The following is an 18,722-nucleotide window of genomic DNA, read 5'->3' on the forward strand; positions in this document are numbered from 1 at the left end:
TCCCTGGCAACGCTGGAGCCTGTCCCCTCTACGTGAGGAACAGGCTGGTAAGCGATCAACGACGTGGCAGGAATTGCAGCGGATCTACAGGTTTACCCTGGCGGCGAATCTCAAAATGCAGTTTCACCCGGTCTGTACCCGTTGACCCCATTTCGGCAATTGTCTGTCCGACCTTGACCTGCTGCCCCTCCCGAACCAACAGCCTGCGGTTATGTCCGTAGGCACTGACGTAGGTTTCACTGTGCTTGATGATCACTAATTCGCCGTAGCCCCTTAAGCCACTCCCGGCGTATACCACCGTCCCATCAGACGCAGCTAAAACAGGCTGTCCCAAATCTCCGGCGATATCAATTCCTTTATTCAAACTACCGTTTGAAGAGAATTTTCCAATCAGAATGCCATTAGATGGCCATCCCCAGCCGGTCGGGGCTGGTCCCGGAGGAGGCAACGGAGCGGGGGCAGGCTTGCTCGCGACGGACGGTACAACCGTCGTTGTGCTGGTGGTCGTACCGTTTGCCGAACGACGGATGACCGTGGTTTTACTCGACGACGAAGGTGTTGAACTGGACGAACTGACCACCGCCGTCGACGTTGAATCGTTACGACCATCAAAGCGAATCGTCTGACCCGGATGGATGGTGTAGGGCGCGGGAATATTGTTTCGGGCCGCAAGGGCCTTGTAGTCCCAGCCGTAACGGAAGGCAATGGAAAACAGGGTGTCCTTGGGACGCACCACGTATTGCCCGGTGGTCACGGCCGGACGCTGAGCCGCGGCATTGTTGCGATCCACGACACGAACATCACTGGATTTGTTGCTGGAACAACCGACCAGCAATGTGCTCAAGACAAGGCCAGTCACCAGGCGCTGAAAGCTCGTTTTACTCATACGCTGCGCAATGACTGTGAGACTCACCCGCCGCTCCCTCTGTGGTGGCTGAAAATTTGAAATACCGGAGTCCGGCATGAACTGTCGCAAGTATAACGGGCCGTGCACGCTTTACCTTTAATGTGGCGAATCGCTGTCGCGCACACGTTTGCTGCCTGAAGATGAATCCCGTTGAAGCAATCGCTGCCGCTGTAAGACAAAGGCAATCGAAGAGAATTCAGCGCGCCGAAACAAATGCTCAGGCCAATGGCCCATTGAGCAACGGCACGAAGCGCACAGCCCCCAGAACATGCCTGGAAAAACCTTGTTCCTCGCGGATGATCAGCATCAATTGCTGGACTTCGCCGGCCCCGACCGGGATCACCATTCGACCTCCCGGTGCCAACTGGTCAAGCAATGCCTGGGGCACGTCGGTCGCCACGGCGGTGACGATAATCCCGTTGTACGGCGCCAGTGCCGGCCAGCCTTCCCAACCATCGCCCCAGCGGAACACCACGTTGCGCAGGTTCAGTTCGACCAGACGCTCCTTTGCCCGATCCTGCAGAACCTTGATGCGCTCGACCGAGAACACACGCTCGACCAGTTGCGACAGCACAGCCGTCTGATAACCCGACCCGGTGCCGATTTCCAGCACTTTGTCGAGGGGACCGGCCTCCAGCAGCAGCTCGCTCATGCGCGCCACCATATAAGGCTGGGAAATGGTCTGGTTGTTGCCAATCGGCAGCGCGGTGTCTTCATAGGCACGGTGCGCCAGCGCTTCGTCGACGAAGAGGTGGCGCGGGGTTCGGCGAATGACCTCCAGCACCCTGGCGTTGGAAATGCCTTCTTCGTACAGGCGCTGAATCAGCCGCTCCCGGGTTCGCTGGGAGGTCATGCCGATGCCGCGACGCAGCATATCGTCTTGTTCGCGACCCATCAGCGCAGCCCCTCCAGCCAGCCGTCCAGACTTCTGAAGGCATCATTGAAGGTGCGATCCAGTTGCAGCGGCGTGATCGACACATAACCCTGCATCACTGCATGGAAATCGGTACCCGGTCCACCGTCCTCAGCATCCCCGGCCGCGGCGATCCAGTAACCGGACTTGCCCCGCGGATCTACCACCTTCATCGGTGCTGCGGCTCGGGCGCGATGCCCCAGGCGAGTCAACTGGATACCGCGGATACGGTCCAGCGGCAAATTGGGAATGTTCACATTCAGTACCGTTCGCGGTGGCAGATCCAGGTCAGCATGGGCTTCAACCAGTTTGCGCGCGAAATGGGCAGCTGTGGGAAGGTTCTCCACCTGGCGTGAGACCAGCGAAAAGGCAAACGAAGGGTGTTTCAGGAAACGCCCCTCAAGGGCCGCCGCCACCGTGCCGGAATACAGGACATCGTCCCCCAGGTTCGCGCCCAGGTTGATACCGGAAACCACCATGTCCGCTTCGCGCTCCAGCAGGCCGTTGAGGCCCAGGTGCACACAATCGGTTGGCGTGCCGTTGAGGCTGATAAAGCCGTTGGCCAGGGTTTGCGGGTGCAACGGACGGTCGAGCGTCAGCGAACTGCTGGCGCCGCTCTTGTCCTGGTCCGGGGCGATAACCACGCACTCGGTGTAATCCGCCAGCGCAGCATAAAGCGCGGCGAGACCGGGTGCTGTTACCCCATCGTCGTTAGAAATCAGAATACGCATGGGCTGTCCGTCTGCCCCACCGGCACCAGATCAACAAGCTCTCGCACCAATACGGTGGCGAAGCATCCGGCCGGCAGGACGAATTCCAGTTGCAGAATGTCAGGTTCGGGATAATGCCACGTCAACCCGCCAATGGGCAGCCGCAGGATGCGACGTTCGTGGCTCATACCGGCGTTGATCAGCCAATCACGCAAATCCGCTTCGCGTGTGGCGATGGCCTGCTCCAGTTCATGGACAACCCCCGTGGCCGGCGAGTCACCTTCGCCCCACTGCGGACCGGTCGGGTGCAGATCGAGAATCGCCAGGCGCGGGTCGCTGCACTCGGCTTCGCCTGCCGGGAAAAAGCTGCGGCTGTCGGTGAACGCCAGCAGATCGCCCACCTGGGCACGCTGCCAGGTGCCGTCGGCGACACGTGCGGCCAATACCTGGTTGAACAGAAAACTGCGCGCCGTGGAGAGCAGCCGCGAGCGCACGTTGCGCTGCTCCGGCAAGGCCTTGCGCGCGGCCCAGGCGCGAGCATCGACGACGTTGCCGCCGTCATGGCCGAAACGCTGGGCGCCGAAATAATTGGGGATGCCTTGTTTGGCGATCAGTTGCAGGCGCTCTTCAAGCGCAGGCTTGTCACCGGCGAACTGCGTCAGGCGCAAGGTGAAGCCGTTGGCAGAGTGCGCGCCACGTTGCAGTTTGCGCTTGTGGCGGGCGGTCTTGAGGATCTTCAGCGTATCGTTTTCCGCGGCTGCCAGATCAGGGTCGGCCTTGCCCGGCAATTGCACGCTGAACCACTGGCGAGTCAACGCCTGACGGTCCTTGAGCCCGGCATAACTGACGGTACGCAAGGGCACACCCGCAGCCTTGGCAATCCGTCGCGCCGCTTCTTCAGTATTCAGGCCGCGCTTTTCCACCCATATCCACAGGTGTTCGCCTTCGCCACTGAGGGGAATGTCGAGGACTTCATCGACCTGGAAATCTTCCGCGATCGCCTTCAGGACCGCCGTGCCGAGGGCCTCACCGTAAGCCCGCGGGCCGAGCAATTGCATTTCGTTCATGCGCGCAGCAACAAGGCAACAGAGTGCACGGCAATGCCTTCTTCGCGACCGACAAAGCCGAGCTTTTCGGTGGTGGTAGCTTTCACGTTCACTTGATCCAACTCTACTTGAAGATCCGCGGCAATCAGCGCGCGCATCGATTCGATATGCGGGGCCATTTTCGGCGCCTGGGCGACGATGGTGTTGTCGACGTTGCCGACTTTCCAGCCCTTGGCATGGACCAGCGCGACGACGTGACGCAACAGCGCACGGCTGTCGGCGCCCTTGAATTGCGGGTCGGTATCCGGGAAATGCTTGCCGATGTCGCCCAGCGCTGCGGCGCCGAGCAAGGCATCGCTCAAGGCGTGCAACAGGACGTCACCGTCAGAGTGGGCGAGCAGCCCGAAGCTGTGTGCAATGCGCACGCCGCCCAGAGTGATGAAATCGCCTTCAGCGAAACGGTGCACATCATAGCCGTGGCCAATACGCATAAAAAAACGCCCCGATTTTTGTCAGGGCGTGATTCTACCTGCATTAGCCAGCCAGAGCATGCGCGTGATGCCGCAAGTGCTCATCGATGAAACTGGCGATGAAGAAATAGCTGTGGTCATAGCCGGGCTGCAGGCGCAACGTCAGCGGATGACCGGCCAGTTTCGTCGCCTGTTGCAAGGCTTCAGGCTTGAGCTGGGTGGCGAGAAAATCGTCACGATCACCCTGATCGACCAGCAGCGGCAGCTTTTCATCGGCCTCGGCAATCAACGCGCAGGCATCCCATTCACGCCATTTCGACCGATCCTCTCCCAGATAGCGGGAGAAAGCTTTCTGCCCCCACGGACAATCCATCGGATTGTTGATGGGCGAGAACGCCGATACCGAACGATAACGCCCCGGGTTGCGCAAAGCACAGACCAGCGCGCCATGGCCGCCCATGGAATGTCCGCTGATGCCGCGTTTGTCCGACGCCGGGAAATGGGCTTCAACCAATGTCGGCAATTCCTGCACAACGTAGTCATGCATCCGATAGTGTCGCGACCAGGGTTCCTGCGTGGCATTCAGATAAAACCCGGCGCCGAGGCCAAAGTCCCAGGCCCCATCCGGATCGCCGGGCACATCAGGACCGCGAGGGCTGGTGTCCGGTGCGACGATGATCAGCCCCAATTCGGCGGCCATGCGCATGGCGCCGGCCTTCTGCATGAAGTTCTCGTCGGTGCAGGTCAGGCCGGACAACCAGTACAACACCGGCAGCTTGCCGCCCTGCTCCGCCTGCGGCGGCAAATAGACGGCGAACACCATGTCGCAGCCGAGCACTTGCGAGCGATGGCGATAGCGTTTGTGCCAGCCACCGAAGCTTTTCTGGCAGGAGATGTTTTCCAGGCTCATGACAGACCTCAGAAATGGATGACGGAGCGGATGCTTTTTCCTTCATGCATCAGGTCGAACGCCTTGTTGATATCTTCCAGGCCCATGGTGTGGGTGATGAAGGTATCCAGCGGAATCTCACCGGTCTCGGCCATTTCCACATAGCTTGGCAACTCGGTACGGCCACGCACACCGCCGAACGCAGAACCGCGCCAGACGCGGCCGGTGACCAGCTGGAACGGACGGGTGGAGATTTCCTGACCGGCACCGGCAACACCGATGATGACCGACTCGCCCCAACCCTTGTGGCAGCACTCCAGGGCCGCGCGCATCAGTTGCACGTTGCCGATGCACTCGAAGGAAAAGTCGACGCCGCCATCGGTCATGTCGACGATGACTTCCTGGATCGGACGATCGAAGTCCTTCGGGTTCACGCAATCGGTTGCACCCAGCTGCTTGGCGATTTCGAACTTCGCCGGGTTGATGTCGATGGCGATGATACGCGCAGCCTTGGCTTTGACCGCGCCAATCACAGCCGACAGACCGATGCCGCCGAGGCCGAAAATGGCCACGGTATCACCCGGTTTTACCTTGGCGGTGTTGAGCACGGCGCCGATACCGGTAGTGACACCACAGCCCAGCAGGCAGACTTTTTCCAGTGGCGCTTCCTTGGCGATTTTCGCAACGGAAATTTCCGGAAGCACGGTGTACTCGGAGAAGGTCGAAGTGCCCATGTAGTGGAAAATCGTTTCGCCCTTGTAGGAAAAACGCGAAGTGCCGTCCGGCATCAAGCCTTTGCCCTGGGTCGCGCGAATCGCCTGGCAGAGGTTGGTCTTGCCCGACAGGCAGAATTTGCACTGGCGACATTCCGGGGTGTACAGCGGGATCACATGGTCGCCTACCGCCACGGAGGTCACACCCTCGCCGATGGCTTCAACGATCGCCCCGCCTTCGTGACCGAGGATCGACGGGAAGATGCCTTCCGGATCAGCGCCGGACAAGGTGTAGGCATCGGTATGGCAGACACCGGAGGCCACCACGCGCAGCAAGACTTCGCCGGCCTTGGGCATGGCGACATCGACTTCAACGATTTCGAGGGGTTTCTTGGCCTCGAAGGCAACGGCGGCGCGCGACTTGATCATGATGGCTCTCCAGTGAATAAAAACGAGACAGGGAGTGTAATCCATGGCTCAGCGATGAATAATCGACGTAAATGCAAAATATTATTGCCACACAGGGATAATCATCGATGTCCGAAAACCGCTGGGAAGGGATCGACGAGTTTGTCGCTGTTGCCGAGTGCAACCAGTTCACCGCTGCGGCGGAGCGCCTGGGGGTTTCTTCCTCCCATATCAGTCGACAAATCGTACGCCTCGAAGAGCGCCTGCAAACCCGTTTGCTCTACCGCAGTACACGCCGGGTCGCGCTGACCGAGGCCGGGCAAACTTTCCTGCAGCATTGCCAACGCTTGCAGGACGGCCGCGAAGAGGCGCTGCGCGCGGTGGGCGACTTGACCAGCGAGCCCAAAGGCATGCTGCGCATGACGTGCGCCGTGGCTTACGGTGAACGCTTCATCGTGCCGCTGGTGACCCGTTTCATGGGGCTGTATCCGCAATTGCGCATCGATATCGAATTGACCAACCGGCAACTCGACCTGGTACATGATGGTCTCGATCTGGCGATCCGCCTCGGGCGCTTGCAGGATTCACGGCTGGTTGCCACTCGCCTCGCGCCACGGCGCATGTTTCTCTGCGCATCACCCTCCTACCTTGAGCGCTACGGCAGGCCGCACAGCCTGTCGGAACTCAGTCGCCACAACTGCCTTGTCGGCAGTTCGGATCTCTGGCAACTGGAGCAGAACGGGCGGGAATTTTCCCAGCGAGTCCAGGGAAATTGGCGCTGCAACAGTGGGCAAGCCGTACTGGACGCTGCGCTACAGGGCGTGGGGTTGTGTCAGTTGCCGGACTATTACGTGCTGGAGCACTTGAAGAGCGGCGCATTGATTTCGTTGCTGGAAGCGCATCAACCACCGAACACTGCGGTTTGGGCTCTTTATCCACAGCAGCGGCATTTGTCGCCGAAGGTGCGCAAGTTGGTGGATTTTTTGAAGGAGGGGTTGGCTGAAAGGCCGGAATACCGAAGCTAACTGGCGTGTCAACAAGATGCCGGTGCCCAGACTACTGCTATCGCGAGCAAGCTCGCTCCCACAGGGTTTGCTGGCGTTTACAAGATTTGTGTTCGACCCCGTCCACTGTGGGAGCGAGCTTGCTCGCGATTGGGGGCAGCACAAAACCAATGTCAATCAGTGACGATTGGCCCACCGCTGTCTCAACCACTCAAGATCTTCAGGACGCGTGACCTTGAGATTGTCAGACCGCCCTTCGATCAGGCGTGGTGCCGAACCGGCCCATTCCATGGCCGAAGCTTCGTCGGTAATAACGGCATCCGCCACCAGGCTGTCCGCTAACGCCCGATGCAATGCCCCAAGGCGAAACATCTGCGGCGTGTAGGCCTGCCAGATCACACTGCGATCCACGGTTTCGACGACGCGACCGTGCTTGTCGACCCGTTTGAGCGTATCCCGTGCCGGAACCGCCAGCAGTCCGCCGACAGGGTCGTCTGCCAGTTCAGCCAGCAGCTTGTCCAGGTCGTCACGACTGAGGTTCGGCCGCGCGGCATCGTGAACCAGTACCCAATCCTCATTATCAGCGCCCTGCGCATGCAGGTGCAGCAAGGCATTGAGCACCGATCCGGAACGTTCGGAACCGCCCTCGACCCGGACAATACGCGGGTCACTGGCACACGCCAGGTTCGGCCAATAAGGATCGTCGACAGCAAGACTGACCACCAGGCCTTTCAGGCAAGGGTGATCAAGGAAACAGCCAAGGCTGTGTTCGAGAATAGTGCGCCCGCCCAGTTGCAAGTATTGCTTGGGACGGTCCGCGGCCATACGGGCACCGACGCCCGCGGCAGGAATCACGGCCCAGAAGGCCGGTAACGTCTGGCTCATTGCGCCAACTGGTAAAGGGTTTCACCGTCCTTGACCATGCCCAACTCATGGCGAGCCCGTTCTTCAACGGTCTCCATGCCCTTTTTCAACTCACTGACTTCGGCGTCCATTACCCGATTGCGCTCCAGCAATGCCTGGTTCTCAGCTTGCTGATCCGCGATCTGCTGCGTCAACTCGGCCACTTGCGCCAGACTGCCGTTTCCCACCCACAGGCGGTACTGCAGGCCAGCCAGCAACAAAAGCAGAATGAGGAACAACCAATTGGGACTGCGCATCGAATATCAGGTATCCAGTGAAAAAAGACAGCCATGCCAAACGTGAAGCTTCTGATAGCACGAAGCCTGGAAGAACCAGGCTTGTGCTTATAAGCCATCAGATTAGTGGCAAAAACGTCGCTGTAGCGATTTTTCCGACACAATCCGGTGTCTTTTTTACCATGTACTGACTCAGCCGCGGAATTCACCGCGACCGTTGTACTTGGCTTTGCCGTTCAACTGCTCTTCGATACGCAGCAGTTGGTTGTACTTGGAAACGCGGTCGGAACGGCACAGGGAGCCGGTCTTGATCTGGCCAGCCGAGGTGCCCACGGCCAGGTCGGCAATGGTCGAATCTTCGGTTTCGCCGGAGCGGTGCGAAATCACTGCGGTGTAGCCGGCAGCCTTGGCCATCTGGATGGCTTCCAGGGTTTCGGTCAGGGTGCCGATCTGGTTGAACTTGATCAGGATCGAGTTGGCGATCTTCTTGTCGATGCCTTCTTTCAGGATCTTGGTGTTGGTGACGAACAGGTCGTCGCCTACCAACTGGGTCTTCTCGCCGATCTTGTCGGTGAGGATCTTCCAGCCAGCCCAGTCGGACTCGTCCAGGCCATCTTCGATGGAGATGATCGGGTAACGCTCGGTCAGGCCTTTGAGGTAGTCAGCGAAACCTTCGGCGGTGAACACCTGGCCTTCGCCGGACAGGTTGTACTTGCCGTCTTCGTAGAATTCGCTGGCCGCGCAGTCCAGGGCCAGGGTCACGTCGGTGCCCAGCTTGTAACCGGCGTTGGCCACGGCTTCGGAGATCACTTTCAAAGCGTCTTCGTTGGAAGCCAGGTTCGGCGCGAAACCACCTTCGTCACCGACGGCAGTGCTCAGGCCACGGGCCTTCAGTACGGCTTTGAGGTGGTGGAAAATCTCGGTGCCCATACGCAGACCTTCCGAGAAAGACTTGGCGCCAACCGGCTGAACCATGAATTCCTGGATGTCGACGTTGTTATCGGCGTGCTCGCCGCCGTTGATGATGTTCATCATCGGAACCGGCATCGAGTAGACACCCGGGGTGCCGTTCAGGTTGGCGATGTGAGCGTACAGCGGCAGGTCCTGGTCCTGTGCGGCGGCCTTGGCGGCAGCCAGGGAAACGGCGAGGATCGCGTTGGCGCCCAGGGAACCTTTGTTTTCAGTACCGTCGAGCTTGATCATTGCCAGATCGAGCGCTTTCTGGTCGCTTGGGTCCATGCCTTTCAACAGGTCCTTGATCGGACCGTTGATGTTGGCTACGGCCTTCAGAACACCCTTGCCCAGGTAACGGCTCTTGTCGCCATCACGCAGCTCGAGCGCTTCACGCGAGCCAGTGGAAGCACCGGACGGCGCGCAGGCGCTGCCGATGATGCCGTTATCGAGAAGCACATCCGCTTCCACGGTGGGATTGCCACGGGAGTCGAGAACTTCACGACCTTTGATGTCGACGATTTTAGCCATTGTTGTAAACACTCCAAAGTTGACGAAAACGACGCAGCTGTAGGAAATCTTTGATCGTCGGCAAGTGAGGTGCAGCGGGCAGTCTTGCAGACGACAAGGCTCAGGCCCGAGGGCCAGAGCGTTAAATCGTGCGGTACTTTACCGGAGAATTGAGGATTACGCGGTTTCTACCGTCGGAAAACTCTTCACCAGTTCGTCCAGGGCTTTGAGCTGGGCCAGGAATGGCTCCAGTTTGTCCAGGCGCAAGGCGCAAGGACCGTCACATTTGGCGTTGTCCGGATCCGGGTGAGCCTCCAGGAACAGGCCGGCCAGCGATTGGCTCATGCCGGCCTTCGCCAGGTCGGTGACCTGGGCGCGACGACCGCCGGCGGAATCGGAGCGACCGCCAGGCATTTGCAGCGCGTGGGTCACGTCGAAGAACACCGGGTATTCGAACTGCTTCATGATGCCGAAGCCGAGCATGTCGACGACCAGGTTGTTGTAGCCGAAGCTCGAACCACGCTCGCAGAGAATCAACTGATCATTACCCGCTTCCACGCACTTGTTCAGGATGTGCTTCATTTCCTGAGGGGCGAGGAACTGGGCTTTCTTGATGTTGATCACGGCACCTGTTTTGGCCATCGCGACCACGAGGTCGGTCTGGCGCGACAGGAAGGCCGGCAACTGGATGATGTCGCAGACTTCAGCGACGACCGCGGCCTGGTCAGGCTCGTGGACGTCGGTGATGACCGGCACGCCAAAGGCTTGCTTGATGTCCTGGAAGATGCGCATGCCTTCTTCCAGGCCAGGACCACGATAGGAGGTCACAGAAGACCGGTTGGCCTTGTCGAAACTGGCCTTGAACACGTAAGGGATACCGAGCTTTTCGGTGACCTTCACATACTCTTCGCAAACCTGCATGGCCATGTCACGGCTTTCCAGCACGTTCATGCCGCCGAACAGCACCATGGGTTTGTCGTTGGCAATCTCGATGTCGCCGACGCGGATGATCTTCTGTGCCATCGGGGTTACGCCTTCTTCTGGTGTTGAGCCAACGCTGCCTTGACGAAACCGCTGAACAGCGGATGACCGTCGCGTGGCGTCGAGGTGAACTCAGGGTGGAACTGGCAAGCGACGAACCATGGATGATCCGGCGCTTCAACCACTTCAACCAGTGCGCCATCCCCGGAACGACCGGAGATTTTCAAACCGGCTTCCATGATTTGCGGCAGCAGGTTGTTGTTCACTTCGTAGCGATGACGGTGACGCTCGACGATCACGTCCTTGCCGTAGCAACCATGAACCAGGGAACCCGGCTCCAGCAGGCAATCCTGCGCGCCCAGGCGCATGGTGCCGCCCAGATCGGAAGCTTCGGTACGGATTTCGACCGCGCCGGTGGCATCTTCCCACTCGGTGATCAAGCCCACTACCGGGTGACCGCTTGCACGATCGAACTCGGTGGAGTTGGCGTCTTTCCAGCCCATCACGTTACGGGCGAACTCGATAACGGCCACTTGCATGCCCAGGCAGATACCCAGGTACGGAACCTTGTTTTCGCGAGCGTATTGAACGGCAGTGATCTTGCCTTCAACGCCACGCAGACCGAAGCCGCCCGGCACCAGGATCGCGTCGACGCCTTCGAGCAGCGCGGTGCCCTGGTTCTCGATGTCTTCGGAATCGATGTAGCGCAGGTTGACCTTGGTACGGTTGCTGATGCCGGCGTGACTCATCGCTTCGATCAGCGACTTGTAGGCGTCCAGCAGCTCCATGTACTTGCCGACCATGGCGATGGTGACTTCGTGCTCAGGGTTGAGCTTGGCGTCGACCACGGCTTCCCACTCGGACAGATCGGCACCGCCGCATTGCAGGCCGAAGCGCTCGACGACGAAATCGTCGAGGCCCTGGGAGTGCAGGATGCCCGGGATCTTGTAGATGGTATCGGCGTCTTCCAGCGCGATCACCGCACGCTCTTCAACGTTGGTGAACTGCGCGATCTTGCGACGCGACGACACATCGATCGGGTGATCGGAGCGGCAGACCAGCACGTCTGGTTGCAGGCCGATGGAACGCAGTTCCTTGACCGAGTGCTGGGTTGGCTTGGTCTTGGTTTCACCGGCAGTGGCGATGTACGGCACCAGTGTCAGGTGCATCAGCATCGCGCGCTTGGCGCCGACTTCGAAACGCAGTTGGCGGATCGCCTCGAGGAACGGTTGCGACTCGATGTCACCCACGGTGCCACCGATCTCGACCATGGCCACGTCAGCGTCGCCGGCACCCTTGATGATGCGGCGCTTGATTTCGTCGGTGATGTGCGGGATCACCTGGATGGTTGCACCCAGGTAGTCACCACGGCGCTCTTTGCGCAGCACGTGTTCGTAGACACGGCCGGTGGTGAAGTTGTTGTTCTGGGTCATGGTCGTGCGGATGAACCGCTCGTAGTGGCCCAGGTCCAGGTCGGTCTCGGCGCCGTCGTGGGTGACGAACACTTCACCGTGCTGGAACGGGCTCATGGTGCCCGGGTCGACGTTGATGTACGGGTCCAGCTTCAGCATGGTGACCTTAAGTCCCCGCGCCTCCAGGATGGCCGCCAATGATGCCGATGCAATGCCTTTCCCCAATGAAGAAACAACACCGCCCGTGACGAATATGTAGCGCGTCATGAAAAACCCTAGAAGTCTGCGTTAAAGCGGTCCGAGCCGCCGGGGAAAGCGAAGGAAGGCCGAAGCCCCCGATCACCTGCATTAATCACAGTGCACCTTTCAAAAAAACCGCCGCGTTGGGACAGACCGGGAAATGAATCACCGGTTCGTTGCTCGCTACACATTTTTTGGAATCGCCCAGCAAAGACTGCTTGGTAATCGGCAACTCCTGCAATTCAGGCGAATCCACAGAAGTTGTATCAAGAAGGGAGCGTAGTCTACCGGAAAGCCCCTTTCAGCTCAAACCTTGATCTTCGTTCAGTGGCTGCCAATGCAAATGCCAGTTACCGATCGCACCACCATCGAGCCCGTTGAGGTTCGCTACCGCCAGCAATTGCCCCTCTTTGTAGAGCAGCGGCAATCTGCCGCGCACGAAGGACGGTACAGCGTTTTCATTGAGCAAACGTTTCAGATCCCGATGGCCACGGCCTGGCAAAGCCATGACCTCTCCCCCTTCACGATAGCGGATCTGTAACGGGCCATCGGGGATTTGCCCGGTGAGCGACAGCGTGCCGTTGTCCGGGATTACCAGCGGTGAACGCGGGTCCTGCCACGTTCCGGCGACAGGCAGAGGGCGCAACCAGCGGCCCGACAACCACCAGATCCGCCCGCCCGCCCGATGCAGTTCACCATCGGCCAGCCGCCACACCGGGCAGGCATCGCCGCTGGCGTCGCGCAAATCCTCCCAACCCGACCAATGGTCAGTGTCCGGCAGACGGGTCAGCGGCTCGAGCCAATGACTCAGGGCATTGCGCTGCCGGGCAGCGGAGAGTTGCGCAAGCGACGCCAGTTCAAGGGATCGCAAGCCCAGCCAGGCAAATTCACTGACAGAGCTGGCCTCACGCAAATCCATGTCTGCCAGCTCTTCGAGCAACCCCTGCGCTTCAGTCAGATGCGCCGCACTGCGGGCCATGGTTGCCACCGCTTGTGGCCAGCGCCGGGTCAAGGCGGGGAAGACTTGATGCCGCAGGTAGTTGCGCGAGTACTGCCGGTCTTCGTTTGAAGGATCTTCGATCCAGTTCAAGCCATGCTCGTCGGCATAGGTCTCCAGTTCAGCCCGCGTGACGTCGAGCAATGGCCGCAGCAGATGGCCCTCGCCCAACGGGCGTTGACGCGGCATACCCGACAGCCCGCGCACGCCGGCCCCACGCAACAAACGGAACAGCAAGGTTTCCGCCTGATCGTCGCGGTGCTGGGCGGTCAGCAGTACCTCATCGGGCCGAGTCACTTCGGTGAACGCATGATAACGCGCGTCCCGGGCCGCCCGCTCCAGGCTGGCACCGGGCTGCACCTGTACACGAACGATCTGCAACGGGACGCCCAGCGAAGCACACACAGAACGACAATGTTCCGGCCACGCATCGGCCACGGCTTGAAGGCCGTGATGAACATGGATGGCGCTCAGCGCCGGCAGGAATTCGGTTTTTGCAAGATGTGCCAGCAGATGCAGCAGGACAGTGGAGTCCAGGCCGCCGGAGAAGGCGATGCGCCAGGTCGCAGCATTGCGCCACGGTTTAAGATTCAGCAAAAGCCTGGAAGGCAAATCAATCGCGGACTGACTCATATCTGCCTCTATGCACAAATCAAATGTGGGAGCGAGCTTGCTCGCGATAGCGGCCTAACATTCAACACATTCGTCGACTGTTACACCCTCATCGCGAGCAAGCTCGCTCCCACATGGGCACTGCGTGTTCGGCTTAGAGACCGTAGCTCATCAGACGATCGTAACGGCGCTTGAGCAGCGCGTCGTTGTCGAACTTCTTCAGCATCGCCAGCTGCGAACTCAACTCGGCGCGGATCGACGCAGCGGCAGCAGCCGGGTCACGGTGCGCGCCGCCCAATGGCTCGCCAATCACCTTGTCCACGATACCCAGACCCTTGAGGCGCTCGGCGGTGATGCCCATCGCTTCTGCGGCATCCGGTGCCTTCTCGGCGGTTTTCCACAGAATCGAAGCGCAACCTTCCGGCGAAATCACCGCGTAGGTCGAGTATTGCAGCATGTTCAACTGGTCGCAGACACCGATTGCCAGTGCACCACCGGAACCACCCTCACCGATCACGGTGGCGATGATTGGGGTTTTCAGGCGCGCCATCACCCGCAGGTTCCAGGCAATCGCTTCGCTCTGGTTGCGCTCTTCAGCGTCGATGCCAGGGTAGGCGCCCGGGGTATCGATGAAGGTCAGGATCGGCATCTTGAAGCGTTCGGCCATTTCCATCAGGCGGCAAGCCTTGCGGTAGCCTTCCGGACGCGGCATACCGAAGTTGCGGCGAACCTTCTCGCGCACTTCACGGCCCTTCTGGTGGCCGATGACCATGACCGGCTTGTCTTCCAGACGGGCGATGCCGCCAACGATGGCCGCGTCGTCGGAGAAGTGACGGTCACCGTGCAGTTCGTCGAACTCGGTGAAGATGTGATCGATGTAGTCCAGGGTATACGGACGTTTCGGGTGACGCGCCAGGCGTGCGATCTGCCAGCTGGTCAGCTTGCCGAAAATGTCTTCGGTCAGCGTTTTGCTCTTGTCCTGCAGGCGGGAGATCTCATCGCCGATATTCAGCGAATTGTCATTACCGACCAAGCGCAACTCTTCGATCTTGGCTTGCAGGTCGGCGATCGGCTGTTCGAAATCTAGAAAATTCGGGTTCATAGGCGTCCGTCTTGGGTCGAGTCCCAAGGGATCTTGGGCCGGCCGGTTGTCTATTCGCGCCCTACCTTAAGGGACAGGCGCGTTGAGGTCGAGATTAAAAATTCAGGTCTGGGTCAGGGCAATCTGATAGCACTGACCGTCAACGGTATTGGAGGAAGACGTTGTCTCGCCCGAACTGGTCACGCAGGGCTTGAATCAACGCATCCGCCGGATCGATCCGCCAGCCCTCGCCGAACTGCAACAAGGCCTTCGCATCAGGGCTGGTGTAGTCCATGGTGATCGGGCACGCACCGCGGTGACGCTTCAACAGTTCGCCCAACCAGCGTAGCTGATCGCCCTTGAGATCCTTGGCATGCAACTTCAGGCGCAGGCTTTCGGCCAGGTTGGTGCGCGCATCCTCCATGCTCATCACCCGCTTGACCCGCAACTTCAGGCCGCCGGAGAAGTCGTCGTTGCTGACCTCGCCTTCGACTACCACCATCGCGTCGGTCTGCAACAGTGACTGCGCCGAATGGAACGCCTCGGAAAACAGCGAGGCCTCGATCCGTCCGGAGCGGTCGTCGAGGGTGATGAACCCCATCTTGTCGCCCTTTTTGTTCTTCATCACCCGCAAGGCGATGATCATCCCGGCGACAGTCTGGGTATCACGCGCCGGCTTCAGATCGATGATGCGCTGTCGGGCAAAGCGACGGATTTCACCCTCGTATTCGTCAATCGGGTGACCGGTCAGGTACAGGCCGAGGGTATCTTTCTCCCCTTTGAGGCGCTCCTTGAGGGTCAGCTCCTTGGCCTTGCGGTGGTTGGCGTAGACGTCGGCGTCCTCTTCGACAAACAGACCGCCAAACAGGTCCGAGTGACCGCTGTCCTGGGTGCGCGCGGTCTGTTCGGCCGCCTTGATCGCTTCTTCCATGGCCGTCAGCAGCACCGCGCGATTGCGGTCGATGTTGGCCTGGTAGGCTTTCTGCTCATCGTGGAAGTACGGCCCGAGGCGATCCAGGGCACCGCTGCGGATCAAACCGTCGAGGGTGCGCTTGTTGATGCGCTTGAGGTCGACCCGGGCGCAGAAATCGAACAGATCCTTGAACGGCCCCGCCAGACGCGCTTCGGTGATGGCCTCGACCGGCCCCTCACCCACGCCCTTGATGGCCCCCAGGCCGTAGATGATCCGGCCTTCGTCGTTCACCGTGAACTTGAACTCGGAGGTGTTCACGTCCGGTGCGTCGAGACGCAGCTTCATGGTCCGCACTTCTTCGATCAAGGTCACGACCTTGTCGGTGTTGTGCATGTCCGCCGAGAGTACCGCGGCCATGAACGGCGCCGGGTAGTGCGCCTTCAGCCACGCAGTCTGGTAGGACACCAGGCCATAGGCGGCGGAGTGCGACTTGTTGAAGCCGTAACCGGCGAATTTTTCCACCAGGTCGAAAATGTTACCGGCCAGGTCTGCGTCGATATTGTTAGTGGCGCAACCTTCAATGAAACCGCCGCGCTGCTTGGCCATTTCCTCGGGCTTTTTCTTACCCATGGCGCGACGCAGCATGTCCGCACCACCGAGGGTGTAGCCGGCCATGACCTGGGCAATCTGCATCACCTGTTCCTGATACAGGATGATGCCGTAGGTCGGTGCCAGTACGGGCTTGAGGCCTTCGTACTGATAGTCCGAGTGCGGATACGCCAGCTCGGCGCGACCGTGCTTGCGGTTGATGAAGTCGTCCACCATGCCCGATTGCAGCGGGCCCGGACGGAACAAGGCCACCAGTGCGATCAAGTCTTCCAGGCAGTCGGGCTTGAGCTTTTTGATCAGCTCCTTCATGCCCCGGGATTCAAGCTGGAACACCGCCGTGGTTTCGGCTTTTTGCAGCAAGGTGTAGGTCGGCTTGTCGTCCAGCGGGATGAACGCGATATCCAGCGGCGGCTCGTTGACCTTGGCGCGGTCGCGGTTGATGGTTTTCAGCGCCCAGTCGATGATCGTCAGGGTCCGCAAACCGAGGAAGTCGAACTTCACCAGACCAGCCGCTTCAACGTCGTCCTTGTCGAACTGGGTTACCAGGCCATCACCCGCCTCGTCGCAGTAGATCGGCGAGAAGTCGGTCAGCTTGGTTGGCGCGATAACCACACCACCAGCGTGCTTGCCGACGTTACGCACAACGCCTTCAAGCTTGCGGGCCATCTCCCAGATTTCCGAGGCTTCTTCATCGACCTTGATGAAGTCGCGCAGGATCTCTTCCTGCTCGTAGGCCTTTTCCAGGGTCATGCCGACTTCGAACGGGATCATCTTCGACAGACGGTCCGCCAGGCCATAGGACTTGCCCTGCACCCGCGCCACGTCGCGGACCACAGCCTTGGCCGCCATGGAACCGAAGGTGATGATCTGGCTTACCGCGTTGCGACCGTACTTCTCGGCCACGTAGTCGATCACCCGATCGCGACCGTCCATGCAGAAGTCGACGTCGAAGTCGGGCATCGATACCCGTTCCGGATTGAGGAAACGTTCGAACAGCAGGTCATATTCCAGCGGGTCGAGGTCGGTGATCTTCTGCACATAGGCCACCAGCGATCCGGCACCCGACCCACGGCCAGGACCTACCGGCACGCCGTTGTTCTTGGCCCACTGGATAAAGTCCATCACGATCAGGAAGTAACCGGGGAAGCCCATCTGGATGATGATATCCAGCTCGAAATTCAGCCGGTCGACATAGACCTGACGCTTGGCTTCATAGTCTTCGGTGGTGTCCTTGGGCAGCAAGACGGCAAGCCGTTCTTCCAGGCCATCGAAGGACACCTTGCGGAAGTACTCGTCGATGGTCATGCCATCAGGGATCGGGAAGTTGGGCAGGAAGTGCGTACCCAGCTTCACTTCGATGTTGCAACGCTTGGCGATCTCGACGGTGTTTTCCAGCGCTTCGGGAATGTCGCTGAACAGCTCGGCCATTTCCTCGGCGCTTTTGAGGTACTGCTGATCGCTGTAATTCTTCGAGCGCCGCGGATCGTCGAGGGCACGGCCCTCACCGATGCAGACGCGGGTTTCGTGGGCGGCGAAGTCTTCCTGCTTGATGAAACGCACGTCGTTGGTCGCCACCAGTGGCGCACCGAGCTTCTCGGCCAGGGCCACGGCGCCGTGCAACTGTTCCTCATCGTTGGGGCGATTGGTGCGCTGGATCTCCAGGTAGAAACGATCCGGAAACACATCCATCCATTCGCGGGCCAGGGTTTCAGCCTCGGCGGGGTTGCCGCTGAGCATGGCCTGACCGATCTCGCCTTCTTTGGCCGCCGACAACATGATCAAGCCGGCGCTGGCTTCAGCGACCCATTCGCGCTCGATGATGATTGCGCCATTGCGCTGCCCCTCGATAAAGCCGCGGGAAATCAGCTCGGTGAGGTTGCGATAGCCTTCGGCGTTCATCACCAGCAGGCTGATCCGGCTCAGCGGGTTGTCCGGATCCTTGTTCGACAGCCACAGGTCGGCGCCGCAGATCGGCTTGATCCCGGCACCCATGGCGTTTTTATAGAATTTGACCAGGGAACACATGTTGTTCTGGTCGGTGACCGCCACGGCAGGCATGTTCATGCCGACCAGGGTCTTGACCAGCGGCTTGATCCGCACCAGACCGTCGACCAGGGAGTATTCAGTGTGCAGGCGTAGGTGAACGAATGAAGCCGGCATAGTGATCCTGCGTTAAGTCATGAAAACAACAAGGCCCGGATTGTACCGGGCCTTGGT

At 59.8% G+C, this 18,722-nt stretch carries 16 protein-coding genes; 1 reads left to right on the plus strand and 15 read right to left on the minus strand.

The annotated features are described in order from the left end of the window. Positions 1-55: 55 nt before the first annotated feature. The 7 genes from AC07YV_RS09940 to AC07YV_RS09970 form a co-directional block, all read right to left on the minus strand. Positions 56-913 (minus strand): peptidoglycan DD-metalloendopeptidase family protein, encoded by an 858-nt coding sequence (locus AC07YV_RS09940; RefSeq protein ID WP_102699365.1) that lies wholly within the window; start codon positions 911-913, stop codon positions 56-58. Positions 914-1,124: 211 nt separating this feature from the next. After that, the gene (locus AC07YV_RS09945; protein ID WP_172435346.1) at positions 1,125-1,760 is read right to left on the minus strand and encodes a protein-L-isoaspartate(D-aspartate) O-methyltransferase; all 636 of its coding nucleotides are present in this window, start codon (positions 1,758-1,760) and stop codon (positions 1,125-1,127) included. 41 nt (positions 1,761-1,801) lie between these two features. Further along, entirely contained in the window at positions 1,802-2,551 is a 750-nt protein-coding gene (gene surE, locus AC07YV_RS09950) for a 5'/3'-nucleotidase SurE (RefSeq protein WP_102699366.1), read from the minus strand. Then, positions 2,539-3,597 (minus strand): tRNA pseudouridine(13) synthase TruD, encoded by a 1,059-nt coding sequence (truD, locus tag AC07YV_RS09955; RefSeq protein WP_102699367.1) that lies wholly within the window; start codon positions 3,595-3,597, stop codon positions 2,539-2,541. Before truD ends, surE begins: the two co-directional genes overlap by 13 nt. Next, positions 3,594-4,067, minus strand: a complete 474-nt coding sequence (gene ispF, locus AC07YV_RS09960; protein ID WP_007970721.1) for a 2-C-methyl-D-erythritol 2,4-cyclodiphosphate synthase — start codon at positions 4,065-4,067, stop codon at positions 3,594-3,596. The genes truD and ispF overlap by 4 nt, the downstream gene beginning before the upstream one ends. Before the next feature lie 43 nt (positions 4,068-4,110). Further along, entirely contained in the window at positions 4,111-4,956 is an 846-nt protein-coding gene (gene fghA / locus AC07YV_RS09965) for an S-formylglutathione hydrolase (RefSeq protein ID WP_102699368.1), read from the minus strand. Between the two features lie 8 nt (positions 4,957-4,964). Next, positions 4,965-6,077 carry an S-(hydroxymethyl)glutathione dehydrogenase/class III alcohol dehydrogenase gene (locus AC07YV_RS09970; RefSeq protein ID WP_015093777.1) on the minus strand — a complete coding sequence of 371 codons (1,113 nt, stop codon included), beginning with the start codon at positions 6,075-6,077 and terminating at the stop codon, positions 4,965-4,967. Between the two features lie 107 nt (positions 6,078-6,184). On the opposite strand from AC07YV_RS09970, the gene AC07YV_RS09975 reads away from it, so the two are divergent. Further along, positions 6,185-7,081, plus strand: coding sequence for a LysR family transcriptional regulator (locus AC07YV_RS09975; RefSeq protein WP_102699369.1), 897 nt, complete (start codon positions 6,185-6,187; stop codon positions 7,079-7,081). Positions 7,082-7,237: 156 nt separating this feature from the next. Here AC07YV_RS09975 and ispD read toward each other — a convergent pair whose 3' ends face one another. The 8 genes from ispD to dnaE form a co-directional block, all read right to left on the minus strand. Continuing rightward, positions 7,238-7,945 (minus strand): 2-C-methyl-D-erythritol 4-phosphate cytidylyltransferase, encoded by a 708-nt coding sequence (ispD, locus tag AC07YV_RS09980; protein WP_102699370.1) that lies wholly within the window; start codon positions 7,943-7,945, stop codon positions 7,238-7,240. After that, entirely contained in the window at positions 7,942-8,220 is a 279-nt protein-coding gene (ftsB, locus tag AC07YV_RS09985; RefSeq protein WP_007970710.1) for a cell division protein FtsB, read from the minus strand. Before ftsB ends, ispD begins: the two co-directional genes overlap by 4 nt. A gap of 171 nt (positions 8,221-8,391) precedes the next feature. After that, positions 8,392-9,681 carry a phosphopyruvate hydratase gene (gene eno, locus AC07YV_RS09990; protein WP_015093774.1) on the minus strand — a complete coding sequence of 430 codons (1,290 nt, stop codon included), beginning with the start codon at positions 9,679-9,681 and terminating at the stop codon, positions 8,392-8,394. A 156-nt stretch (positions 9,682-9,837) separates the two neighbouring features. Then, positions 9,838-10,683, minus strand: a complete 846-nt coding sequence (kdsA, locus tag AC07YV_RS09995) for a 3-deoxy-8-phosphooctulonate synthase (protein ID WP_007970708.1) — start codon at positions 10,681-10,683, stop codon at positions 9,838-9,840. 5 nt (positions 10,684-10,688) lie between these two features. Then, positions 10,689-12,320: a CTP synthase gene (gene pyrG / locus AC07YV_RS10000; protein ID WP_007996939.1), complete on the minus strand. Its 1,632-nt coding sequence runs from the start codon at positions 12,318-12,320 to the stop codon at positions 10,689-10,691. A gap of 274 nt (positions 12,321-12,594) precedes the next feature. Continuing rightward, positions 12,595-13,923 (minus strand): tRNA lysidine(34) synthetase TilS, encoded by a 1,329-nt coding sequence (tilS, locus tag AC07YV_RS10005; RefSeq protein WP_102699371.1) that lies wholly within the window; start codon positions 13,921-13,923, stop codon positions 12,595-12,597. 133 nt (positions 13,924-14,056) lie between these two features. After that, entirely contained in the window at positions 14,057-15,004 is a 948-nt protein-coding gene (locus AC07YV_RS10010) for an acetyl-CoA carboxylase carboxyltransferase subunit alpha (RefSeq protein ID WP_102699372.1), read from the minus strand. Positions 15,005-15,143: 139 nt separating this feature from the next. Then, entirely contained in the window at positions 15,144-18,665 is a 3,522-nt protein-coding gene (gene dnaE, locus AC07YV_RS10015) for a DNA polymerase III subunit alpha (protein ID WP_102699373.1), read from the minus strand. Positions 18,666-18,722 lie beyond the last annotated feature (57 nt).

Source organism: Pseudomonas sp. GW456-E7 (assembly GCF_059424105.1).